This window comes from Rothia sp. ZJ932, from assembly GCF_016924835.1.
Taxonomy (GTDB): Bacteria; Actinomycetota; Actinomycetes; order Actinomycetales; family Micrococcaceae; genus Rothia.
The window spans coordinates 1,637,550-1,660,172 of sequence record NZ_CP070480.1; the positions used below are offsets into that span (position 1 = coordinate 1,637,550).

General features: G+C 54.6%; 21 protein-coding genes. 7 read left to right on the forward strand and 14 right to left on the reverse strand.

Annotated features, from left to right (window positions below):
* The first annotated feature begins 54 nt into the window (after window positions 1-54).
* The 3 genes from JR346_RS07500 to JR346_RS07510 are packed head-to-tail and all read left to right on the forward strand — an operon-like array spanning window position 55 to window position 2,124.
* The gene (locus JR346_RS07500) at window positions 55-528 is read left to right on the forward strand and encodes an S-ribosylhomocysteine lyase (protein WP_204877289.1); all 474 of its coding nucleotides are present in this window, start codon (window positions 55-57) and stop codon (window positions 526-528) included.
* The gene (gene mtnN / locus JR346_RS07505) at window positions 528-1,304 is read left to right on the forward strand and encodes a 5'-methylthioadenosine/S-adenosylhomocysteine nucleosidase (protein WP_240333911.1); all 777 of its coding nucleotides are present in this window, start codon (window positions 528-530) and stop codon (window positions 1,302-1,304) included. Before JR346_RS07500 ends, mtnN begins: the two co-directional genes overlap by 1 nt.
* Complete coding sequence (locus JR346_RS07510; RefSeq protein ID WP_205482124.1) at window positions 1,297-2,124, forward strand: aldo/keto reductase; 828 nt, start codon at window positions 1,297-1,299, stop codon at window positions 2,122-2,124. The genes mtnN and JR346_RS07510 overlap by 8 nt, the downstream gene beginning before the upstream one ends.
* A gap of 111 nt (window positions 2,125-2,235) precedes the next feature.
* On the opposite strand, the gene JR346_RS07515 is transcribed toward JR346_RS07510, so the two are convergent.
* The 9 genes from JR346_RS07515 to rimP all read right to left on the reverse strand — a co-directional run bounded on the left by JR346_RS07515 (window position 2,236) and on the right by rimP (window position 11,193).
* Window positions 2,236-3,195, reverse strand: coding sequence for a bifunctional riboflavin kinase/FAD synthetase (locus tag JR346_RS07515; RefSeq protein ID WP_205482125.1), 960 nt, complete (start codon window positions 3,193-3,195; stop codon window positions 2,236-2,238).
* Window positions 3,196-3,286: 91 nt separating this feature from the next.
* Entirely contained in the window at window positions 3,287-3,709 is a 423-nt protein-coding gene (locus tag JR346_RS07520; protein WP_204877292.1) for a hypothetical protein, read from the reverse strand.
* A gap of 60 nt (window positions 3,710-3,769) precedes the next feature.
* Window positions 3,770-4,144: a hypothetical protein gene (locus JR346_RS07525; protein WP_239478807.1), complete on the reverse strand. Its 375-nt coding sequence runs from the start codon at window positions 4,142-4,144 to the stop codon at window positions 3,770-3,772.
* A complete protein-coding gene (gene truB / locus JR346_RS07530; RefSeq protein WP_204877293.1) occupies window positions 4,141-5,208 on the reverse strand; it encodes a tRNA pseudouridine(55) synthase TruB in 1,068 nt (355 codons plus the stop codon). The genes JR346_RS07525 and truB overlap by 4 nt, the downstream gene beginning before the upstream one ends.
* A 10-nt stretch (window positions 5,209-5,218) precedes the next feature.
* Window positions 5,219-5,674 carry a 30S ribosome-binding factor RbfA gene (rbfA, locus tag JR346_RS07535; RefSeq protein WP_204877294.1) on the reverse strand — a complete coding sequence of 152 codons (456 nt, stop codon included), beginning with the start codon at window positions 5,672-5,674 and terminating at the stop codon, window positions 5,219-5,221.
* Window positions 5,675-5,903: 229 nt separating this feature from the next.
* The gene (infB, locus tag JR346_RS07540; RefSeq protein ID WP_205482126.1) at window positions 5,904-8,801 is read right to left on the reverse strand and encodes a translation initiation factor IF-2; all 2,898 of its coding nucleotides are present in this window, start codon (window positions 8,799-8,801) and stop codon (window positions 5,904-5,906) included.
* 197 nt (window positions 8,802-8,998) lie between these two features.
* A complete protein-coding gene (locus JR346_RS07545) occupies window positions 8,999-9,346 on the reverse strand; it encodes a YlxR family protein (protein WP_204877296.1) in 348 nt (115 codons plus the stop codon).
* Window positions 9,347-9,449: 103 nt separating this feature from the next.
* The gene (nusA, locus tag JR346_RS07550) at window positions 9,450-10,457 is read right to left on the reverse strand and encodes a transcription termination factor NusA (protein WP_204877297.1); all 1,008 of its coding nucleotides are present in this window, start codon (window positions 10,455-10,457) and stop codon (window positions 9,450-9,452) included.
* A gap of 148 nt (window positions 10,458-10,605) precedes the next feature.
* A complete protein-coding gene (gene rimP / locus JR346_RS07555) occupies window positions 10,606-11,193 on the reverse strand; it encodes a ribosome maturation factor RimP (protein ID WP_205482127.1) in 588 nt (195 codons plus the stop codon).
* A gap of 119 nt (window positions 11,194-11,312) precedes the next feature.
* On the opposite strand from rimP, the gene JR346_RS07560 reads away from it, so the two are divergent.
* Window positions 11,313-12,161 (forward strand): hypothetical protein, encoded by an 849-nt coding sequence (locus JR346_RS07560; RefSeq protein WP_205482128.1) that lies wholly within the window; start codon window positions 11,313-11,315, stop codon window positions 12,159-12,161.
* A gap of 21 nt (window positions 12,162-12,182) precedes the next feature.
* Here JR346_RS07560 and JR346_RS07565 read toward each other — a convergent pair whose 3' ends face one another.
* The 5 genes from JR346_RS07565 to JR346_RS07585 all read right to left on the reverse strand — a co-directional run bounded on the left by JR346_RS07565 (window position 12,183) and on the right by JR346_RS07585 (window position 18,846).
* Window positions 12,183-12,956: a TSUP family transporter gene (locus JR346_RS07565; RefSeq protein ID WP_205482129.1), complete on the reverse strand. Its 774-nt coding sequence runs from the start codon at window positions 12,954-12,956 to the stop codon at window positions 12,183-12,185.
* A gap of 129 nt (window positions 12,957-13,085) precedes the next feature.
* A complete protein-coding gene (locus JR346_RS07570; RefSeq protein ID WP_205482130.1) occupies window positions 13,086-14,885 on the reverse strand; it encodes a proline--tRNA ligase in 1,800 nt (599 codons plus the stop codon).
* Between the two features lie 215 nt (window positions 14,886-15,100).
* On the reverse strand, window positions 15,101-16,141 hold the full coding sequence (locus JR346_RS07575; protein ID WP_205482131.1) for a GNAT family N-acetyltransferase: 1,041 nt from the start codon (window positions 16,139-16,141) through the stop codon (window positions 15,101-15,103).
* A 60-nt stretch (window positions 16,142-16,201) separates the two neighbouring features.
* A complete protein-coding gene (ispG, locus tag JR346_RS07580) occupies window positions 16,202-17,368 on the reverse strand; it encodes a flavodoxin-dependent (E)-4-hydroxy-3-methylbut-2-enyl-diphosphate synthase (protein WP_204877303.1) in 1,167 nt (388 codons plus the stop codon).
* A gap of 140 nt (window positions 17,369-17,508) precedes the next feature.
* The gene (locus tag JR346_RS07585; protein ID WP_204877304.1) at window positions 17,509-18,846 is read right to left on the reverse strand and encodes an RIP metalloprotease; all 1,338 of its coding nucleotides are present in this window, start codon (window positions 18,844-18,846) and stop codon (window positions 17,509-17,511) included.
* A gap of 450 nt (window positions 18,847-19,296) precedes the next feature.
* Here JR346_RS07585 and pflB point away from each other — a divergent pair, with 450 nt between their 5' ends.
* The 3 genes from pflB to pflA are packed head-to-tail and all read left to right on the forward strand — an operon-like array spanning window position 19,297 to window position 22,594.
* Window positions 19,297-21,411: a formate C-acetyltransferase gene (pflB, locus tag JR346_RS07590; protein ID WP_205482132.1), complete on the forward strand. Its 2,115-nt coding sequence runs from the start codon at window positions 19,297-19,299 to the stop codon at window positions 21,409-21,411.
* A 53-nt stretch (window positions 21,412-21,464) separates the two neighbouring features.
* Entirely contained in the window at window positions 21,465-21,719 is a 255-nt protein-coding gene (gene grcA2 / locus JR346_RS10510; protein WP_204877306.1) for an autonomous glycyl radical cofactor GrcA2, read from the forward strand.
* Between the two features lie 8 nt (window positions 21,720-21,727).
* On the forward strand, window positions 21,728-22,594 hold the full coding sequence (gene pflA / locus JR346_RS07600; RefSeq protein ID WP_204877307.1) for a pyruvate formate-lyase-activating protein: 867 nt from the start codon (window positions 21,728-21,730) through the stop codon (window positions 22,592-22,594).
* Window positions 22,595-22,623: the final 29 nt, after the last annotated feature.

The following is a 22,623-nucleotide window of genomic DNA, read 5'->3' on the forward strand; positions in this document are numbered from 1 at the left end:
GGATTTGGGTGATAAATCAGGATCTCGGTGGAGAAAATGCGAAAGAATGAGGGTATGGAGAATTTTTCTAAAGACAAGACCAACGTGGAATCCTTCGATTTGGACCACACCGCTGTTGCTGCACCCTATGTGCGCGTAGCCGACCGTAAGACCTTGCCCGGTGGCGATGTACTGGTGAAGTACGACGTACGCTTCACCCAGCCTAATAAGGGGCACCTGGGCATGAAAGCGGTTCACTCCATTGAGCACATGACCGCTCACCACATGCGGAATCACACGGACGCGCTCATCGACTTTTCACCAATGGGCTGCCAGACCGGCTTTTATGCGCTGACTCTTGGCGTTGAGCTTGAAGACTTCCTGCCAATTCTTGAGCGTTCCATGAATGACCTCTTAGAGGCAACCGAGGTTCCTGCAGCTAATGAGGTGCAGTGCGGCTGGGGCACTAACCACTCCCTCGATGAGGCGCAGGCTGCGGTGCGCGAGTTCCTTGCTAGTCGCAATGAGTGGGAACAGGTGATGGCATAGTGTCAGTTTCAGTGCTAGCAGGTTTTGAAGGAGCCGCTGTTATTCAGGTGGCAATGGACGCCGAGGCAGCCCCTTTTTTGGAGGCTTCAGCCTCTGCCGGTGAGGACTTTTCGGTGGGTGTTGCCCACTTCTACCCGCGCGTCCTTGAAACTGAGAACGGTCCGGTGCCTTTTATTCTGGTGCGTTCCATGATTGGTTTGGTGAACGCTGCGACTGCTTTGACCGTTGCCCTTGAGTTGGTTCCTTCCCCGAGCGTCATTGTCTCAGCGGGAACAGCCGGGGGCTTGCGTCAAGATATCAATGTGGGTGATCTTGCTGTGGGTGTTGATTACACCTATACAGATGCGGACGCAACAGCTTTTGGTTACGCACGCGGTCAGGTACCGGGTATGCCCGAAAAATTCGGCTCTCCCGCGCAGCTCATCTCACTGGCGCACGAAGTAGCTGATGGCTACAAGGGCGAGGGTACCGTTTTCTTCGACACTATGCTTGCCGGTGGATCGTTCGTGACCGCCCATAACGTTGCTGATACCCGCGAGGTCTTTCCGCAGGCGATTTCCACCGATATGGAAACCACCGCGCTCGCCCAGGTTTGCAGCACCCGTTCCCTACCTTTTATTGCTACCCGCGGTATCTCAGATTTGTGCGGTCCTGCAGCCGATCAAGATTTCCATATGGCAACCGATATTGTGTCTCAGCGTTCAGCCAACTTTGTGCTGGCGTTGGTCACCCGCGTCCGTGACGGACGCACCGAGGCAGGAGCAGCAAATGCTTAAGCACACCCTTCGTGATGGTAAGACTATTCCCGCTATCGGGTTTGGCACCTATCCCCTGAAAAATGCTGAGGCTGAGGTTCATGTTTCTGAAGCTCTACTGCGTGGTTGGCGTCTGATTGACACCGCTGTGAACTACGGCAATGAAATCGGTGTGGGTCGCGGTGTTAACCGCAGTGGCATTGACCGTTCAGAAATTTTCGTGCAGACCAAGGTACCGGGCCGTCACCACGGCTTTGAAACCACCAAGGCTTCTCTCAAAGAATCGTTGGAACGCCTTGAACTGGATTACGTTGATATGTACCTGATCCACTGGCCCAACCCCTCGATAGGCAAGTTCGTTGATACCTGGCGGGCAATGATTGAGTTGCGCGATGAGGGTCTGACTCGCTCCATTGGCGTCTCCAATTTCTTACCCGAACATGTGGATGCGCTCATTGCGATAACCGGGGAAACCCCGGCTGTGAACCAGATTGAGATTCAGCCGACCTTCCAACAAGAAACCCAGCGTGAATATGACCGTTCCCAGGCCATGATTACTCAGGCGTGGTCGCCTCTGGGTCGCGGCAAAGATATTCTAGAACTACCCGCCGTAATCGAGATTGCCCGCGAGGCACAGGCAACTCCCGCCCAGGTGGTGCTGCGCTGGAATGTGCAATCCAACCTGCTACCCATCGTCAAAACCGCTAACACCGAGCGCATGGTGGAAAACCTCAATATCTTTGAGTGGGAGCTGACAGAGGATCAGATGAACCGACTCAAAATGCTGCACACCGGCATCGGCGTCTTTGGCTACGATCCAGCAGAGCACGAAGAAATGTAAAGCTGGCGTGCCCCGGTGTTCACACCGCACACCGTGCTAACGCAAAACCCGTCTTCTGTATCAGGTAACTGACACGAAAGACGGGTTTTTGCTCTTTCAATCTCGGAAGAACTACAGGGCAAGACCCAAAACTTGTTGCGCGTCCTGAACGTCCTTATTCATCTGCTCAATCAAGGCTTCAACACCGGTATAAGCAACCATGGGTCGCAGACGAGCAGTGAATTCGAGAACAACTCTTTGACCGTATAGATCGAAATCTTCAACACGTTCTTGAGGTCTGCCCATAACGTGCGCCTCCACCTGGCGGCGCTCAACACCCTCAAAGGTGGGGTTCGTACCCACCGAAGTCGCAACCGGCCAGCGGTTACCCGCCTCATCAGTCAGCCACCCAGCATACACGCCGTCCGCCGGAACAAACCCGTCTGAATCAACGCTCAAATTAGCAGTGGGGAACCCCAACTCGCGTCCGCGCGCCAAGCCATGCACCACTTCACCGCGCATCAGGTGCGGGCGTCCCAAAATTTCAGCAGCATCTTCAACCTGCCCCTCAGCAAGAAGCTCGCGAATCCATGTAGAAGAACAGCGGCGGGCAGAATCATGGGTTAGATCATCAACGGTGAAAACCTCAAATCCGTACTTTTCGCCCAGCTCTATCATGGTGCTCAAGTCCCCTGAATTACGGTAGCCAAAGCGAACGTCATCGCCCACCACCACAGCCTTAGCCTTCAGCGCATCCACAAAGGTAGACTTTACAAATTCTTCAGCCGACTGGGCAGAAAACTCCAACGTGTAATGGATCAACACATAGTGTTCAAGACCCATCTGCTGCAGCAGACGCTGACGGTCCTCCTGCCCCATAATCTCGGGGTGATAGGCACCAGGGTTATGCACCACAGCGGGGTGAGGGTCAAATGAGACAGCCACAGAAGTCAATCCGCGCGCGCGGGCAACATCAACAACACGCTCGATCACCTTGGCGTGCCCGCTGTGGGCGCCGTCGAAGTTACCGAGGGTCACCACAGAGGGGCCGAAGTCAGCGGGAACCTGCTGCAAATCGGTATAGCGTTCCACGTAGTCTCCTTATTAGAGTCCAAGAGTTGAGATGTTCGTGCCCGCACGAACCCTAGAAACAATCCTAACGCCGTAGCCGCACTGTAAAAAACTAGTGCTCTGCTGTTACCCGTGATCCAGAGTGCGAACGCGTGCGGTTCAGCCACCACAACCCCACCATAGGCAGTAGCAGGGGAATATAGCCGTAGCCTGACCCAAAATGAGACCACACCGAGGGAAGCTCAAAAAGGTCAGGTCTGATATAGCTGAAAACACCAATCAACAGCACGCCGACCATCTCAGCAGAAACAGCTGCCAGCGAGAGCTTCCATGCTGAGCTTCCCTTCTTCGCTAAAGCCACTGTAGCCACAATATAAATGAGAGCCGAAAGAGCTGAGAGGCTAATAGAAAGCGGCGCTTCATCAAACTTTCGAATCACCTGGTACAGGGCGCGAGCGGTCGCTGAAAGTGAGAATACCGCGTAAATAACAACCAGTAACCGGCCGAAGCCGCTGTTTTTTGCCTGCTGAACCATGGTGAGCTGAAAAGCCTTTCAAATGAAAAGTGGGGCTGTCTCAAGAAAAGAAGAAACGGTTTAGTAGTAGTACCAGAGCATGTTCATACGGTGAACCATGACAATCAGTACCGGGCCCGTCACCGCAAGGACGAGGGTTGACCAGCGGGTTCGCTCAGATAATGACCAGGTCAGAGTGCCCGCAGGAATAATCATTGCGGTCAGCAAATAACCGTAGTACTCTAACCAGTCCCCCGTTGGACCGTCCGTCATCAGTTGCATCATGATAGAACCCACGAAGTAGATCATGAGGAAACCCTCAAGCACAATAATTGAGCCCTGGGACCAGTCATCAGCTGCTGCCCCGCGCAGAAACTGAATGATGCAAATCAGCGCTGAAGCAAGACCGAGTACGGTACATATCCAAAACCACAGGTCAAGACCGGCAATCATCATGAGGTGCTCCCGTATGTTTTACCCGATTCAAAGACGAGGACGGGGGCGGCGACTTTTTCACCGCGCCACTTCTTATTCTCAAGAATCGCGACCAAGCTACCGTCAGGGGCAAAAGCAGCTGTTAAACCAGCTGTACTGACTTTGCTGTGTGCGCTCGGCACGTCCTGAGTCGCCGAGGGCGCGATACGGCGTCCGTTAGAAATGTCAGTGGCTTCAAGGTCACTGAGAGCGCGAGAGGCAAAGAGCCGCCGCGCTGAATCTTCTAAGCTCAGCATGGGGAGGGGATAATCAGGAGCCTGCTCTTTCAAAAAGGCAAGCTGTTCTAAGGTTGCCGCAGTGTCGATACCGACCTCACCGATAGAAACACGGCGCAGGGCAGCCAGATGAGCACCGGTATTCAAAGCCCTACCTAAATCGCGCGCCAAAGCACGAATATAGGTACCCGATGAGCACGAAATTGTTGCTTCGACATCCACCACGGCACATTGACCGGGCGAAATATAGTCGGGCACCGTGTCACCGGTGTAATCCACCAACTGCTCGGGGGCTTCGACCTGCTCAGGGATTACCGCATGAACTTCAAATGAATGCACAGTAATCGGGCGAGCCTCAAGGCTTACCTCTTCACCAGAACGAACGCGCGCGTAAGAGCGCACCCCGTTCACCTTAATCGCTGACACGGACGAAGGCACCTGCATAATCTCACCGCGTAGCGCAGTAAGAGCATCTTCTATTTTCTCAGCCGTCACCGCTGCTAGAGCGTCGGGGGAGGCAAGCGCAGTTGCTTCGCCTTCGGCGTCATCGGTAACAGTTGAGATGCCCAAACGCATGGTCGTAGTGTAGGTCTTAGACTCCCCCACCACCCAGGTCAGCAATTTGGTTGCCTTATTCACCCCCAAAATCAATACGCCTGTTGCCATAGGATCAAGCGTGCCAGCATGCCCTACTTTGCGGGTGCCTGCCAACTGCCGAACCCTCGACACTACATCGTGGCTGGTCATGCCCGCAGGCTTATCAATGACAACTAGACCAGAAGGTCCTTTGTTCGTGTTCTTACGCGCCATCAATTAGGTTCTATGCCTCGCGAGTTTCTTCTACTGACTCGTCCTCGTCCTCAGGCTTCTTGTAAGGATCAGCCTCACCAGCGTAGGACGCGCCCTCAGCCGCAGCGGCAAGCTCGGCATCGCGTTCACGGGTCTTACGCAGCAAATCTTCAAGATGAGCGGCGTTCACAGGAACCTCGTCAGAAACAAAAGTGAGAGTAGGGGTCAATCGAGCAGTGATGTTCTTGCCCACTTCTGAACGCAAAATACCCTTCGCTGATTCAAGAGCAGCCTTAGTGGATGCCTGCTCTTCTTCGCTGCCAAAAACGGTGTAGTAGATGGTTGCGTGCTGTAGGTCGTTAGTGACGCGAGCATCGGTCACAGTAATGAAACCCAAACGGGGGTCTTTAATGCGGCGTTCCAGAGCCTGAGCCACAATAACCTGAATACGATCTGCCAGTCGGGCGGCGCGTGCTGCATCTGCCATGATTATTCTTCTTTCCTCTTTCTTCAACGGCGCACTCAAGCACCGCTCTTATCTGTATCTCTAACTCTATCGTGCTCATAACCCTCCATGCACCGCGAGTTCTCACCTATCAGAAAATTTTCTCGGCACGCCAATAAATCGCAAGTGTTAAAAGGGTGAGCCGGTCACTATCGCTAGTAACCGGCTCACCTTACACGCTAGGGTGCGTTAGCTCACCTACGAGTGAGGATTAGACGCGAGGCTTTTCACGCATCTCCCAGGTCTCAATGATGTCGCCTTCTTTAATATCGTTGAAGGAGCCCAAACCAATACCACACTCGAAGCCCTCACGGACCTCGGTAGCATCATCCTTGAAGCGTCGCAACGACTCAATCTTGAGCTTCTCGGAGATAACCGAGCCATCTCGTACCAGTCGAGCGTTAGCGTTGCGCTTGATGAGGCCGTTCTTGACGATTGAACCTGCGATGTTACCCCACTTGGAAGAGCGGAATACTTCGCGTACTTCAGCTGAACCGAGTTCAACTTCTTCGTACTCGGGCTTGAGCATGCCCTTGACTGCCTGCTCGATTTCTTCAATCGCGCGGTAGATGACGGAGTAGAACTTCATCTCAACGCCTTCGCGATCAGCAAGTTCTGCAACGCGCTCTGCAGGGCGAACGTTGAAGCCGATGATAACCGCGTTATCAACGGTTGCCAGGTTCACGTCGTTCTGGGTAATCGCACCAACACCGCGGTGGATAACGCGCAACTGAACTTCGTCGCCGCCAACCTCAATCTTCATGAGTGATTCTTCCAGAGCTTCAACAGCACCTGAAACGTCACCCTTAATAATGAGGTTGAGGGTGTCCATCTTGCCTTCAGCCACAGCGGCATCGAAGGATTCGAGGGTCACGCGCTTGCGGCGCTTAGCCAGCTGAGCATTACGATCTGCTGCCTCACGCTTTTCAGCAATCTGACGTGCGGTACGCTCTTCCTCGGTAGCCAAGAAGGTGTCACCTGCGCGGGGCACGTTTGACAGACCGAGCACCTGAACAGGACGTGAGGGGCCAGCTTCCTCAACGCTGTTGCCCTTCTCATCGAACATCGCGCGGACGCGACCGTGGGCTGCACCTGCAACGATGGCATCACCAACGCGCAGAGTACCTGACTGAACCAGGACAGTTGCAACGGCACCGCGCCCCTTATCAAGGTTAGCTTCAATGGCAACACCGCGAGCTTCCTTATTGGGGTTAGCCTTAAGTTCTAGAGCACCATCGGCAGTCAGAACAACTGCTTCGAGCAGTTCATCGATATTCAGACCGTTACGAGCTGAAACGTCAACGAAGAGGGCGTCGCCACCGTATTCTTCGGGTACCAGACCGTACTCGGCCAGCTGGCCACGTACCTTATCGGGGCTTACGCCTTCCTTATCGATCTTGTTGACAGCTACCACGGTCGGCACGTTTGCTGCCTGTGCGTGGTTCAGCGCTTCAACGGTCTGAGGCATAACGCCGTCGTCCGCAGCAACCACCAGAATTGCAATATCGGTAACCTTGGCACCGCGGGCACGCATAGCGGTAAACGCCTCGTGACCGGGAGTGTCAATGAAGGTCAGTGCGCGGTCTTCGCCGCCAACTTCGGTGTGAATCTGGTAGGCACCGATGTGCTGGGTAATGCCACCAGCTTCACCATCGATAACGTTGGTGTTACGGATAGCGTCGAGCAAGCGGGTTTTACCGTGGTCGACGTGACCCATAACGGTAACAACCGGCGGGCGGAATTCCAGTGCGTCGTTTTCTTCTTCAGCAACAGCTTCTGCTTCGAGATCGATCGCGAAGGATTCCAACAGTTCGCGCTCTTCGTCCTCAGGTGAAACAACCTGAACCTTGAAGCCGAGCTCTGCACCCAACAATTCAAAGGTCTCTTCATCCAGTGACTGGGTCTGAGTCGCCATCTCGCCCAGATGGAAGAGAACGGTAATCAGTGATGCGGGGTTTGCATTAATCTTTTCAGCAAAGTCCATGATGGAGGCACCGCGGCGCAAGCGCACTACGGTGTCGCCGTTACCGCGGGGAACAACTACGCCACCTACTGCTGGTGCCTGTAGCTGATCTTGCTCGCGGCTCTTGTTCTTACGTCCCTTGCGCTTACCGCCGCCGCGACCGAAAGCTCCCTGAGCGTTACCGCGACCGCCGCCGGGGCCACCGCGACCGGGACCGCGGTTGAAGCCGCCGCCACCGTTACCGCCAGCGCCGCCACCACGACGAGGGCCGTTTCCTGAACCTGAGCCACCGCGACCGGGTGCCGGAGCAGCTGCCATCTTGGTGGGCATCATATTCGGTGAGGGGCGGTTAGCGCCACCTGCGGGCCGCGGTGCCGCGTTGTTGTTTGAGGATGCATTGTTACCTGCGGGGCGGGGACCGCCGTTACCTGCACCTGCAGGACGCTGACCGTTACGACCAGCCGGACGAGGGCCGCCATTGCCTGCGGGGCGGGGACCGCCGTTGCCAGCGCCACCGGGACGGGGTCCGCCGTTGCCACGCTGAGGACCGCGACCACCGGGACGAGGACCGCCGTTACGACCTTCACCGCGTCCGCCTTCGTTGCGCTTCATGCCCTGGTTGTTAGAGAAGGGGTTGTTGCCGGGGCGGGGCGCACCGGGCTTAGCAGCAGGACGCGGTGCAGCAGGCTTGGGAACGCTGGGGCGAGGTGCGTCCATACCCTGGTTAGTTGAGAAGGGGTTGTTGCCAGGGCGGGGACCACTCGGCTTCTGCGCTGAGTTAGCCTTGGGAGCAGCAGCAGGCTTAGGAGCTTCTGCTTTCTTTCCAGCGGGAGCTGAAGTCTTTTCAGCAGGTGCTGAGGTCTTAGCTGCGGGCTTAGGCACAGGCTTGTTAGCACCGGGCTTAGCAGGGCTCTTTGCGGCACCGGGCTTGGGTGCTGATGAACCTGGCTTAGCAGCCGGAGCAGGTGCTGATTCTGCTGGGAGAGCAGCATCGGGGAAGGCAGCGCGCAGTTTTTTGACTACAGGCGGTTCCAAGGTTGATGCTGCACTCTTGACGAATTCGCCAAGTTCTTGAAGCTTAGCGACAGCTTCTTTTGAGGGGATTCCGAGCTCTTTAGCGATCTCGTGAACGCGGGGCTTAGCCACTTTTCTCCTGTCCTGGCTCGCACCAGGACGGCGCGAACCTTCAGTTTTTAGTTAAATGCGCAACGGTGATTACCGTTGCACCGTGATGTTTGCCGGAGGCAGAGCACACAAAAGTACTCATTGTGCGGCACTCATTGGTTGTTTTCCATCAGTTCTCTGACTCGCTTTCGTGATTTCAAGCCGTCAAACTCGTTGACTTATTCGTTTCGCGCAGAGATTTCTCTGCATTCACCCTCATCGAGACTTTCAACCAATTCACCGGTTGGAATGTTTTCGAGGTGGGTTGCATTGACGCGGGCACGAAATGCTTTGTTGAAAGACCCTCGTTTAAGGGCTGTGGCAAAGCACTGCGGGTTCGGGTGAACCCACGCGCCGCGTCCTGATGCGCGTTTAGCGGTATCGAGAAAAACCACCGGTGTACCGGTCGCTTCTTTCTTGAGCGCTACACGTAATAAAGACCCGCGGCTATCGGTGGTGCGGCACCCGATGCAGGTACGAACGGGTACAGCGGTAAGTGCTGTTACCTGTTGCGGGTTTTCCTGCATACTGATGGGGTACCTTCTTTCGATAAGGCGCAAGGTCTTTATTCTTAGTTACCAGTCTAGCCCTTTTGTGGGGGCTAGAGGTAACTTAAGTAGTTTAGCTCTCTTAAGCTTCTTCGGTAGCAGCGCGGGCTGCTTCAGCCTCGTTGAAGCGTGATTCAGAGATGATGTCGATGCGCCAGCCGGTCAGTTTCGCTGCCAGACGTGCGTTCTGCCCCTCTTTGCCAATCGCCAGAGAGAGCTGGTCATCGGGCACAATAGCGCGGGCTGACTGGGTAGCAGGATCGGTCACATCAACTGAGACGACCTTGGACGGTGAGAGAGCCGAGCGAATAAAGACAGTGGGATCCTCGTCGAAATCTACAATGTCGATTTTCTCGTTGTTCAAATCTGACATGACGGCACGCACGCGCGAACCCATTTCACCGATGCAAGAGCCCTTGGGGTTAATGCCGGGCTTGGTAGCGCGCACAGCAATCTTGGTGCGGTGACCAGCTTCGCGGGCAATTGCCATGAGCTCTACTGAACCGTCCTGAATTTCGGGGACTTCGTGCTCGAAGAGACGACGCACTAGGTTGGGGTGCGAGCGCGAGAGAACAACAGAGGGACCCTTCTGACCGCGCTTAGCCTCAAGAAGGTAGGCGCGGATGCGGGTGCCGTGGCGGTACTTTTCGCCGGGAACCTGCTCTGAGCTGGGCAGAACTGCCTCAACAGTGCCCAGGTCAACCTGCACCATGCGGGGGTTCTGACCTTGCTGAATCAGACCTGAAACGAGTTCGCCTTCGCGGTCGCGGAACTCACCCAAAACGTGGGAGTCTTCAGCATCGCGTAGACGCTGGGTGATAACCTGACGCGCTGTGGATGCCGCGATGCGACCAAAGTTATTGGGGGTGTCGTCGAATTCGCCAATGCGCTGGTCATCTTCATCGAGCTCGGGCGCCCAGATGGTGATAGCGCCAGTCTTACGGTCGATTTCTGCGCGTGAACCGTGAATAGCTCCAGGCTGCTTGTTGTACGCCAGCAACAGGGCGCTTTCAATCATTGGAATGAGCTCCTCGATAGAAATATCGCGCTCTTTTTCCAGCAAACGCAGGTTGCTCAAATCAATATCCATATTGCTGGCCCTTCTTTCGTGATAACAGTACAGGGACGCTGTGAGCGTCCCTGCGTGAAAATTTATGAACCCTTCTCACAGTTTGCTCGACGCTGCGCAAACTGAGACAAAAGTAATGAGTTGTCTCTTTGATTCTATCGAATACAGGTTAGTTGGTGAACTCAATTTCTACTTTTGCGGCAGAAATTGTGCTCCATTTGATAGTTTCGGGGTCTTTGTAGGAGGGTTTTTGCCCCTTCTTCGTTTCTTTTTTACGGGAAATCACAGCACCGGCGTCGGTGACTTCGTGTAGGCGTGCCAGGAACTTCTCACCCTGCACGTCGGTGATATTAATCAGGCGACCGATGGAGCGCTTCCAGTGGCGGCGTTCGATCAGCGAACGAGTAGCTCCGGGTGAAGACACTTCAAGGAGGTAGGGAGAGTCGCCGTCTTCTAGCTCATCGAGCTTGGCGCTAATTGCCTGGGATACTTCAGCCAGTGTGTCGAGTGAAACGAAGTCAGTGCGGTCTTCGTGCAGGTCGACAATGATTTCGAGAGTCTTGTTAACTCCATTGCCTTTTGTCTTGAGGGCTTCCAGGTGCAGACTGAATTGGTCGATCATCGGTAGCAGGTTCTCACGCAGTTCATCTACGTTGAGGAAGGAGGACTGTTGAGGGGTGGGGGTGGTGGTGCCTGTTGCTGCGCGTTCAGCGGCGCGGCGGTCGCGGGCATTTGCTGCGTCTTTGTTTTTAGCCATTGATGTACTCACCTCGGGTAGTTGAACGTAGATACCAGTCTAACGCACCGTGTAAGGTGTGTTCGTGGGCAAGTTAGTTGCAGGCGCTTGTCGTTGTTAGTTGATGAGGTTGAGGGTTCATGCGTTTTCTCACGTGGGGTGCGGTCATTGCCACCGTAGTGGCAGTGGTTTTTGCGCTGCTGGGCTTTTCTGCGGTAGGTCAGCAGAATAAGGTGTATGAGAGCCTGAGCGGTGAACGCACGATAGCTCAGCATATGCTGGCGGTACAGGCGCACGGTGACCTCAGCAATGAACAAGACCAGGTTGTGCAGGACGCGCTGGAGCAGCTGCCCGAAGCCGCGGTTGAGCAAGCGCGTCAGCAGCCTGCAGATTCCCAGGTATCCTCGCAGGAGCTGTTCGAACGTCTGGTTGCCGCAAGCCTTGAGGCGCAAACCCCTCAGCAGCGTGTCTTTACCGCGCAGACAGCTCACAGCTGGCTTTCTGCTACCCAAGAAACTGACGAGGAGCTTTCGCGAGAGACAATCGATGAGGCATTTAAACACGAAAGGGTAGGGCAGTGCGAGGTTCCCGAAGAAACCGGCGCCTCAGGTGCTGAAGCTGACCAGATGCAGGCAGTAAGTACTGTAGATGCGCTCGCCCAGTCTCTCTATTCCCTCAAGTACTACGCCGAGGTCTCCAGTGCCAGGGCTGATTTTGTCGGGTATACCGCAGAAGAAGCTGCCGCCCTTGAAGGTGCAGGTCACTACGCACGTCAGGTTCTTACTGAACTTGAAGCAGAACTAAACTGCACCGACCACTCCCCCACGCAGCGTCCTAGCTACGTACTCGATAACGGCGCGGTGACCGATGCGCTGGCTACCTACCATGGCGTTATTATTCAAAACCTACTGGCAGTATTGGCAGACCCAGCCTTCAACGATGCCTCAGATGTACACCTTATCGCTCTAGATGCCCTGCTAAGGGCATAGCAACCTACCAGCTTTGACGCTCTAGGACGCGAGCGCGTCCCACCCCAATTTGAGAATCAACGCACTGACCACAACTACCATGAGCACCCGAATGAAGCCAGCGCCGCGGGCAATAGCTGTGCGCGCTCCCCAGTAACCGCCCACCATATTGGCAAACCCCATCAGTAGGCCGAGAGCCCAGATTTGGTGACCACCCAGCGTAAAGAAAATGAGAGCACCAAGGTTGGTTGCAGCGTTAATGACCTTGGTCTGCGCGACAGATTGCAGCATAGAGTATCCCAGAAAAACCACCATACCCATCATCAAAAACGATCCGGTGCCAGGGCCCAAGATACCGTCATAAAAGCCGATTCCTGCCGCAAGCCCCAAAGCGATGCCCAGGTGTTTCCTGCCCGTGATTCTCAGTGCTGTAAGCTCCCCTTCGGCAGGCTTAACGATAGTAAACACAAGCACCGCGAAGAGGGCAACGATAATAATGGGCGTGAACACTTGGGCAGGAATTATCGTGGCAGCCGCTGCCCCACCACAACTCGCGCACAGGGCTAGAGTAGCCATCGGCAAAGCCGTTTTTATATCGGTAGTGGTTCGCCGGTAGTAGGTCACGGCGCTGGTGATAGTACCGCAGATAGAACTCAGCTTATTCACCGCGAGCGCTTGCACCGGTGTGAGTCCAGGAACCAGCAACACCGCCGGTAGCTGAATGAGCCCACCGCCACCCACTACCGCATCCACCCACCCTGCCAGTAAGGCAGCGAACAAAAGCAAGATGATAGCGGTAGGGGCTAAGGCTTCCATACGACAAGGCTACAAGAAGCACCGTCTCAGCCCCACATCATTAATGAGGCTCGACGCGCCGCCTAAAATAATAAAAGGCAGGTACCCCACTGCACTTTGGTGGGGCACCTGCTTTGACACTCACCGGCGTTAGCCGCGAACCTCAGCAATAACTTCATCGACTGCGGTGGCTACCTGAATATTGCGTGCCTCGCCACTACGACGATCTTTAAGCTCAAGTACGCCATCTTTGTAACCGCGACCAATCACCACAATAGTGGGAACACCCAGCAGTTCAGCATCACCGAACTTCACACCGGGGGATGCCTTGGGGCGGTCATCGACCATCACCTCAAGACCAGCTGCCTCCAGCTCAGCAACCAGTTCATCACCGTAGGAGAAAATTTCCTCGCCCTTGCCGGTAATAACCACATGCACATCTGCCGGTGCCAGGTGACGGGGCCAGATCAAGCCCTTCTCATCGTGGTTTCCCTCGGCAATAGCTGCCAGCGCACGGGTAACGCCGACGCCGTACGAACCCATAGTGACGGTCTGCAACTTACCGTTGTTATCAAGAACCTTCAAACCGAGCGCCTCAGCGTACTTGCGACCAAGCTGGAAGATGTGCCCCATCTCGATACCGCGAGCTGCTTCCAGCGGACCAGAACCATCGGGAGCCATATCGCCCTCACGCACCTCGCACGCCTCAACGACACCGTCAGCGGTGAAATCGCGTCCAGCAACCAGGTAGTAGACGTGCTTGCCATGCTCATTAGCACCGGTAATCCAGTCAGAACCATCGACGACGCGAGGGTCAAGGAAGTAGGGAATACCAGTGGTTGATTCTTTGCCCAACAAGGGCGCATCCAGGGTCAAACCGGGGCCGATGTACCCCTTAACCAGCTGGGGGAAGTTCTTGAGATCTTCTTCGGTTGCCGCCTCGACCTCAACTTCGCCACCAATACCCAGCAGGGCACCGATGTTCACCTCAACACGAGCCATATCTACTGCGCGGTCGCCAGGAAGACCGATAGCAACCATGTGGCGCTCGCCAGCCGGATCAATCACAGCAACGATAACGTTTTTGAGGGTGTCAGCCGCTGCCCAATCACGACCTTCTCTGGGGTACAGCTTATTAGACTGATCAACCAGGGTTTCGATGGTCGGGGAATCGGGGGTTTCGAAAACCTGCGCTACCGGAGTGTTCGATGCATCCACGGGGTCGGGAACCACCGTAGTGACCGCTTCAACGTTAGCGGCGTAGCCACCTGCTGAGCGCACAAAGGTATCTTCACCGATAGCAGTGGGGTGCAAGAACTCTTCTGAGCGGGAACCACCCATAGCGCCGGACTGCGCCTGCACAATGACGATGTCCAAACCCAGGCGTTCAAAGATTCGCTGGTAGGCAGCGCGGTGCGCCAGGTATGCCTCTTCAAGACCAGCGTCGTCAATATCGAAGGAGTAAGAATCCTTCATCACGAACTCGCGTCCGCGCAACAGACCCGCACGCGGACGCGCCTCGTCGCGGTACTTGGTCTGAATCTGGTACAGGGTCACCGGAAGGTCTTTGTAAGAAGAGTAGAGATCTTTTACAAGCAGGGTGAACATCTCTTCGTGGGTGGGTGCCAAGAGCATATCGGTGCCCTTACGGTCTTTGAGGCGGAAGAGGTTATCGCCGTACTCGTCCCAACGGTTGGTGGTCTCATAGGGCTCACGCGGCAGCAGGGCAGGAAAGTGAACTTCCTGAGCACCAATAGCATTCATTTCTTCACGCACAATGTTCTCGACCTTGCTCAGAACCTTCAGACCGAGCGGCAACCAGGTATAAATACCGGGTGCGGCACGACGAATGTAGCCGGCACGCACCAGTAACTTGTGGCTTGCGACTTCGGCATCTACCGGGTCTTCACGCAAAGTGCGCAGAAAAAGGTTTGAAAGGCGAGTTGCCACCGTGAATCTTATCCAATCTTTGTGTTGAGCTCGCACGGCACACCCGTAGGCTGCCTGCATTTAGTATCTCTAGCAGTTTACCGCGTCCGCCTGCCCTCTTTCATACAACAAAAAGGGACGTTACAACAAGATGCTACCAAGTGTATGTCAGGCTACTAGTGATGTGTTCCGTCAGGAACTACATGAGTACATGCTTCTTAGCAGCACCAGAGGCACTAGAAAAGAATCGTCGAAAACGTATTAATCTGTTCGAAGCCAACAGCCCGGTAGAGCGCACGAGCGCGCGCATTATAGTCATTGACGTAGAGCGAGATGTGAGCGTAGCGGGGTCGAATCAACTGGCATGCTTGGGCAAGGAGCGGCGCCGAAAGTCCATGACCGCGGTATGCCGGGTGCAACCAGACCCCCTGCAACTGGCAGTGGTTGTTGTGGGCAAGCCCCAAATCTACTTTGAAGACCACCACGCCCTCACTGTTCGTTGCTACCAGGGAGCGTCCGCCAGTGATGAACTCGCTGACACGTCGAGCATAGCCCGTAGCGTCCCGTTCGAGCGGGTCGTAGCCCACCTCCTCGGTGAACATAGCGACTGAGGCTTGCAAAAGTGATGAGCGGTCGGTGGTGCGCGCCCAGCGCACACCGTAGTCAATGGCTGGCACGCGCAGGTTATGCCGGTAGAGGTCTGCCTGTGCGTGAAGCTGCGTATGAGGAGCAAGGTAGAGCAGTGGCTGGTGGGGGCGTTCGTCCATGACCGACTGAAAGCCATGCTGGGAGCGCTCCCACAACGGCCGCACAAGCTCTGCAACCCCAAATATCGAGGCGAGGTACCTGCTGTTGCTCATGATAAATTCAGCGGTAGCATCAAGGTACCGCTCGGGTACCTGCAACGGTACGCAGTTGCCACCCAACCAGATGGCACCCACCAGCTCTTCACGCGGTGCCGGTGTGGTAGTGGCTGACCGCCCCAAAAAATGCTGGGTCATAGTGCGAATAACCTGCGGTACCGGGTTCGCAGTCTCTGAGTAAGCCGATAAACTACCGGGGTCAGGTACTTCACGCTCAAAAATTCCTACAAACCCATAGGGCGGACGCACCGGCAGCGCCCTACCCGTGGCAGGCAGCCCAAAGGTATTCAGATGCTCGGCTTCAAAGAGATGAGCCACCGGATCATATGACATCATCCGGTGAAGGTCTTCGAAATACTGGCTGGTCAGCGGTCGAAGAATCACACGTTGATCGCGTGCAAATTTAGGTTTCATATACCCCGGCGGCTCGTTAGTGTGTCTAACCCCTTACAGAACAAGAGGGGCTATCACGCATTAGTTGCTGACATTGACGGAGGGGGTACCCTCTGGAACGTAGAGACCGCTGGCTTCCATTTCAGCTGCAATGCGGTTAGCTTCTTCGATGAGGGTTTCAACAATCTGGTCTTCAGGAACGGTCTTGATAACCTCACCCTTGACGAAAATCTGGCCCTTGCCGTTGCCCGAGGCAACACCCAAATCAGCCTCGCGTGCTTCACCAGGACCATTGACGACGCAACCCATGACAGCAACGCGCAGGGGCACCTTCATGCCCTCCAAACCTGCGGTGACGTTCTCTGCTAGCTCCCACACATCCACCTGCGCGCGTCCACACGAGGGGCACGAAACAATATCGAGCTTACGCGGACGCAGGTTCAGCGATTCAAGAATTTGTGAGCCAACCTTGACCTCTTCAACGGGAGGGGCAGACAAAGAAACACGAATGGTGTCACCAATGCCATCAGAGAGCAAAGCACCGAAAGCAGTCGCGCTTTTGATGGTGCCCTGGAAGGCAGGACCAGCTTCGGTCACGCCCAGGTGCAGGGGCCAGTCACCGGCAGCAGCCAGCTGACGATAAGCCTCCACCATAATCACGGGGTCATTGTGCTTCACCGAAATCTTGAAGTCATTGAAACCGTGCTCTTCAAAGAGGGAAGCCTCCCAAACAGCTGACTCCACCAGAGCCTCAGGAGTGGCGCGTCCGTACTTTTCAAGGAGGCGCTTATCAAGCGAACCACCGTTAACACCAATACGAATAGAGGTGCCGTGATCTTTCGCCATCTGCGCGATCTCTTTGACCTGGTCATCAAACTTGCGAATGTTACCGGGGTTCACACGCACAGCACCACAGCCTGCTTCAATTGCCTGGTAGACGTACTTGGGCTGAAAGTGAATATCAGCAATCACGGGAATCTGTGACTGCTTAGCGATAATAGGCAGTGCCTCAGCGTCCTTATCAGTGGGGCAGGCAACGCGCACAATATCGCAACCAGCAGCGGTCAGCTCAGCGATCTGTTGCAAGGTTGCACCGATATCGTGGGTTTTTGTGGTGGTCATTGACTGCACCGAAACGGGTGAGTCAGAACCAACACCAACCTTGCCCACAGAAAACTGACGGGTCTTGCGACGCGGTGCCAAAGTGGGCGCAGGCGGCAGGGGCATTCCTAGATTGACCGCGGTCAAAGCGTTCCTCCAAAACTTACGTTTACTCTTTAGTTTTAAAGAGCATAGTGTGTCATCTTCTATTGTGCACCAGTACACGAGGTTTTATGAAGAGACTTAGGCTGGCTCACAGCTAAATGCACCAGCGTTATCTACAGGGCTTAGAACAGGCTCACCGGCTTGAAAATATCAGCAACAATAAGCACCAACGACATCACCATAAATGAGCCCGCCACCACGAAGGTCAGCGGCAGCAAACGCGCAGCGTCAAAAGCTCCGGGGTCTGGTTTACCAGCAAGACGAGCGAACCCTCTGCGTACAGACTCCCACAGAGCACCCAAGACGTGCCCGCCATCCAAGGGCAAAAGGGGAATAAGGTTGAAAGCAAAAAGAAAAAGGTTCAAAGTACCAATCATCGACACCAAGGTCGCAGCTTTTTCTTTCAGGTTAATCTGATCGGTGGCAGCCACCTCACCGGCAATACGCCCTACGCCCACCACCGACATAGGACCATCGGGATCACGCTCCCCGTTGGTTGCCAAGACCACCGCAACGTCCCACACACGGGCAGGCAATCTCAGTACGGACGCGTAGATGCTACGCAGCTGCTCCCCCACTATTGGCATGACTTCCCCGGCAGTTCCCGGTACCAGCTGTGTGTCAGGACCCACACCAATAAAGCCAACATCACGGGTTTTATAGCTACCATCAGGGTTGGTTTCATAGCTGCCAGTAACCTCATTAAAGAGAGGACGCGCAGTCAGCATGGGTTCAATACGTAGTTGCTTCTCTTCCCCCTCACGCAACACCGTCATAGAAACTTCCTTATTAGCATGAGCGCGAATAAGTTCGGTCAGCTGTTCCCAGCTATCAATACGCACACCGGCAAACTCAACCACCGTATCGTTGAGCTGCACCCCGGCAAGAGCCGCCGGAGCTTGAGGGTCTTTATCGGTGCAAGTGGCAGCATTTTCCTGGGCAGCAACTACCGTCTTAACGCACTCGCTCATGGAAGCAACGGTCGTAGTCGGTTGCGCCGAACCAAATCCCAGAATCAATACGGCGGTACACACCACGCCAATTGCAAGGTTCATCAGTGGCCCACCCAGCATAATGATGATCCGCTTATAAATAGGCAGTTTATAGAAAACTCTGTTCTCGTCCCCCGGTTGCAAGCGCTCATAGTCGGTAGCACGCGCATCCTCTACCAGCTGACTAAACGGACCGGTAGTACTAGCGCGCAACCCCGCCTCAGCGTTCGACGGCGGGTACATACCTATCATCGAAATATAGCCACCCAGCGGAATCGCTTTGACACCGTACTCGGTTTCACCGCGACGCCACGAAAAGAGAGTTTTGCCGAAGCCAATCATGTACTGGGGTACCCGCACACCAAATTTTTTGGCAGGTAGCAAATGCCCTACCTCGTGCAGACCGATTGAGAAGCCGATGGCGAGAGCCATGATCAGCACACCTACCAGAAACAAAAGTATTCCCACTTAACTGATGACCTTTACTTTTTCGCGTTGCGTGTTAGGGTTCGGGTAAGCCCCTTACCTCTGCATATAGCATTTCGATAGTACCCCTCTAACCTGGGAGTCTTCGAGGTGCTTACCTATATTGCTTGATGGCGAAAGCGTTGTCTGCGCCAGCGGGACTTGAGGTTATTTTCACCTGTTTGTTGAGGTACTTTGAACCTAATTTTTTGAGTAAAAAATACCCTAACGTCATATTTGGTATTTTTGGGCTCCACACACACCTAAATCTTGCATAAAAAATGCGATATAACAGTATTTAGCCTAGTCAAAACCATTTTTCTAAAAATCAAGCCCATGCCTGGTACCTCAGCAAAAATTTTCGTCACCTTGTATTTTCTCACTGCATCAATAGGCTTGTTAAGTAAGAAACTACGTTCATTCACTAGTAAGCATCAAAGGAGCATCTAGCACATGACTGCACTAGCCAACGCCGAAGAGGCAACCCTCATTCGTCCCGAGTTTGCGGACGCGTGGCGCGGCTTCAACGACGGCGAGTGGAAGCGCGCTGTCGAAGTTCGCGACTTCATTCTCAAGAACTTCACCCCCTACGAGGGCGATGCATCATTCTTGGCAGGCCCCACCGAAAAGACCCTCCGAGTCTGGGACACCCTTGAAAAGAAATTCCTCTCAGTAGAGCGCAAGCAGCGCGTTTACGATGTAGACACCGAAACCCCCGCTGAAATCGATGCTTTCGATGCAGGCTACATCTCAAAGGACGACGACGTTATCGTCGGCCTGCAGACTGATGTGCCCCTCAAGCGCGCCATGATGCCCAACGGTGGCTGGCGCATGGTTGAGACCGCTATTAAAGAAGCGGGTAAAGTACCCAACGAAGACGTCAAGAAAATCTTCACCGAGTACCGCAAGACCCACAACCAGGCTGTCTTCGACATCTACACCCCTCGCATCCGCGCAGCTCGTTCATCACACATCATCACCGGTCTGCCCGATGCTTACGGCCGCGGTCGCATCATCGGCGACTACCGCCGCGTAGCTCTCTACGGTGTTGACGCGCTGATTGCTGATAAGGAACGCGCAAAGGACGCCGTAGCGGACCAAGGTTTCTCAGAGCACTGGGCACGCTACCGCGAAGAGCACTCAGAGCAGATTAAAGCTCTGCAGCGTTTGAAGAAGATGGCAGAGAAGTACGGCTTCGACATCTCAGGTCCTGCACGCAACGCTAAAGAAGCTGTTCAGTGGACCTACTTTGGTTACCTGGCATCGGTGAAGTCACAGGACGGCGCTGCAATGTCCATCGGTCGTCTCTCAGGCTTCTTGGATGCCTACTTCGAGCGTGACTTTGCAGAGGGCACTATCACCGAGTCTGATGCTCAGGAAATGATTGACGCACTGGTTATCAAATTGCGTATTACCCGATTCCTGCGCACCATCGATTACGATCAGATTTTCTCAGGTGACCCCTACTGGGCAACCTGGTCAGACGGTGGTTTTGCTGAAGACGGTCGTACCCTGGTTACTAAGACCTCCTTCCGTTTGTTGCAGACCCTGCGTAACCTTGGTCCTGCTCCCGAGCCCAACATCACCATCTTCTGGGACGAGCAGCTGCCCAACGGCTACAAGGAATTCTGCTCCGCAATCTCCATTGAGACCTCTTCCATTCAGTACGAATCTGACCCCCAGATTCGTCAGCACTGGGGCGACGACGTAGCTATTGCTTGCTGCGTATCCCCCATGAAGGTCGGCAAGCAGATGCAGTTCTTCGGCGCACGCGTCAACGCTGCAAAGGCCCTGCTGTACGCACTGAACGGTGGCCGTGATGAGATGACCGGCAAGCAGATTGTTGAAGGCTATGAGCCCATCAAGGGCGACGAGCCCCTCGACTTTGATGAGGTCTGGCACAAGTACGAAGAAATGTTGGACTGGGTTATCGGCACCTACGTCGAGGCGCTGAACATCATTCACTACAGCCACGACAAGTACGCCTATGAGTCCATCGAAATGGCTCTGCACGACTCAGACATCATCCGCGCAATGGGCTGCGGTATCGCAGGTCTCTCCATTGTTGCTGACTCGCTGGCAGCTATCAAGTACGCAAAGGTAACCCCTGTACGAGATGAGACCGGTCTGATTGTTGACTATATCACCGAAGGCGACTTCCCCGCCTACGGCAATGATGACGACCGCGCAGACGATATCGCTGCAACTATCGTCCATACCGTCATGAGTAAGATCAAGGCTATCCCGCTCTACCGCGACGCTATTCCTACCCAGTCGGTTCTGACTATTACCTCAAACGTTGTCTACGGTAAGGCAACCGGTAACTTCCCGTCAGGCCACCGTGCTGGTAACCCCTTCTCCCCCGGTGCAAACCCCGAGAACGGTAAAGACACTCACGGTATGGTTGCTTCGATGCTCTCAGTCGGCAAGCTCGACTACGATGACGCACTCGACGGTATCTCACTGACCAACACGATCACCCCGACCGCGTTGGGTCGTGACAAGGACGAGCAGGTTAAGAACCTGGTTGGCATCCTCGATGCCGGCTTCATTCCTGAAGAAGACTAATCCTCGCCTTTACACGGCAAACCCTTATATTTCAAACGAAAGAAGGTCATATCATGGCTGTCAAGACTTACGAAGAACGCCTTGCATCGATGAAGGCTAACCGTGCGGCAAAGCCCGCCGACAGCAAGGGTCTCTACCACGCGAACATCAACGTTCTAAACAAGGACACCCTGATCGACGCAATGGAGAACCCCGATAACTACCCCAACCTGACCGTTCGCGTTTCAGGTTACGCAGTCAACTTTGTTCGCCTTACCCGCGAGCAGCAGCTTGACGTTCTCTCACGCACCTTCCACCAGGGCGCATAAATTCAATAATGACTATTGAAGTCAAGCCTCTGGCGGAGCAGGGTTTCGCTCCACCAGAGGCTCGTCAGTCAGGTGCTGGCACCTGGGGTCTTGGAGATATGACCGATCTTGAGCGTTCGTCTCAGCTGAAGCTAATGCGCGAAGGCAAGATGGGTTCTATTCACTCCTGGGAGCTAGTAACCGCTGTCGATGGTCCGGGTACCCGCATGACAGTGTTCATGAACGGTTGCCCGCTGCGCTGTCTCTACTGCCACAACCCCGATACTTTTCAGATGCGCGATGGCAAACCCATCATGATTGATGAGCTGCTGAAGAAAATTAAGCGCTACCGCAAGATTTTTAAGTCAACCGGTGGCGGTCTCACCATCTCTGGTGGTGAAGTTCTGATGCAGCGAGCTTTCGCAGAGAACCTGCTGATTAGTGCTAAATCTTTGGGCGTTCATACCTGCATTGATACCTCAGGGTACTTGGGCAAAACAGTGACCAATGAATTCTTGGACTACGTTGATCTGGTTCTGCTTGATATTAAATCGGGTGATGAGGAGACGTATAAAAAGGTCACCGGCAGAGAATTGCAGCCCACCATTGACTTTGGCGACAGGCTCAACGCGTTGGGTAAGGACGTGTGGATTCGCTTTGTCGCTGTACCCGGCTACACCGATTCTTATAAAAATGTTGAGAAGGTCGCCGATATTGTGTGCCGTTGGCCCAACGCGGTCAAGCGTGTGGAGGTTCTACCTTTCCACCAGATGGGCACCGATAAGTGGCAGTCACTGGGCTTGGAGTACAAGCTCGATGACGTAAAACCTCCGACTAAGGAGGAAACCGAGCGTATTCGCGATCAGTTCCGCGCCCGCGGGCTGACCGTCTACTAAAGGTTTCACCTATAGACTGTAAAACCCCG

Excerpts from the sequence above, each read along its gene's own strand:
- JR346_RS07500 (WP_204877289.1), top strand. The coding sequence starts at position 55 with ATGGAGAATTTTTCTAAAGACAAGACCAACGTGGAATCCTTCGATTTG.
- JR346_RS07520 (WP_204877292.1), bottom strand. The coding sequence starts at position 3,709 with ATGGTTCAGCAGGCAAAAAACAGCGGCTTCGGCCGGTTACTGGTTGTT.
- pflB (WP_205482132.1), top strand. The coding sequence starts at position 19,297 with ATGACTGCACTAGCCAACGCCGAAGAGGCAACCCTCATTCGTCCCGAG.
- rbfA (WP_204877294.1), bottom strand. The coding sequence starts at position 5,674 with ATGGCAGATGCAGCACGCGCCGCCCGACTGGCAGATCGTATTCAGGTT.
- rimP (WP_205482127.1), bottom strand. The coding sequence starts at position 11,193 with ATGGCTAAAAACAAAGACGCAGCAAATGCCCGCGACCGCCGCGCCGCT.
- nusA (WP_204877297.1), bottom strand. The coding sequence starts at position 10,457 with ATGGATATTGATTTGAGCAACCTGCGTTTGCTGGAAAAAGAGCGCGAT.
- JR346_RS07510 (WP_205482124.1), top strand. The coding sequence starts at position 1,297 with ATGCTTAAGCACACCCTTCGTGATGGTAAGACTATTCCCGCTATCGGG.
- JR346_RS07525 (WP_239478807.1), bottom strand. The coding sequence starts at position 4,144 with ATGATGATTGCCGGTCTTGACCTGTGGTTTTGGATATGTACCGTACTC.
- grcA2 (WP_204877306.1), top strand. The coding sequence starts at position 21,465 with ATGGCTGTCAAGACTTACGAAGAACGCCTTGCATCGATGAAGGCTAAC.
- JR346_RS07565 (WP_205482129.1), bottom strand. The coding sequence starts at position 12,956 with ATGGAAGCCTTAGCCCCTACCGCTATCATCTTGCTTTTGTTCGCTGCC.
- truB (WP_204877293.1), bottom strand. The coding sequence starts at position 5,208 with ATGGCGCGTAAGAACACGAACAAAGGACCTTCTGGTCTAGTTGTCATT.
- JR346_RS07560 (WP_205482128.1), top strand. The coding sequence starts at position 11,313 with ATGCGTTTTCTCACGTGGGGTGCGGTCATTGCCACCGTAGTGGCAGTG.
- JR346_RS07545 (WP_204877296.1), bottom strand. The coding sequence starts at position 9,346 with ATGCAGGAAAACCCGCAACAGGTAACAGCACTTACCGCTGTACCCGTT.
- JR346_RS07575 (WP_205482131.1), bottom strand. The coding sequence starts at position 16,141 with ATGAAACCTAAATTTGCACGCGATCAACGTGTGATTCTTCGACCGCTG.
- pflA (WP_204877307.1), top strand. The coding sequence starts at position 21,728 with ATGACTATTGAAGTCAAGCCTCTGGCGGAGCAGGGTTTCGCTCCACCA.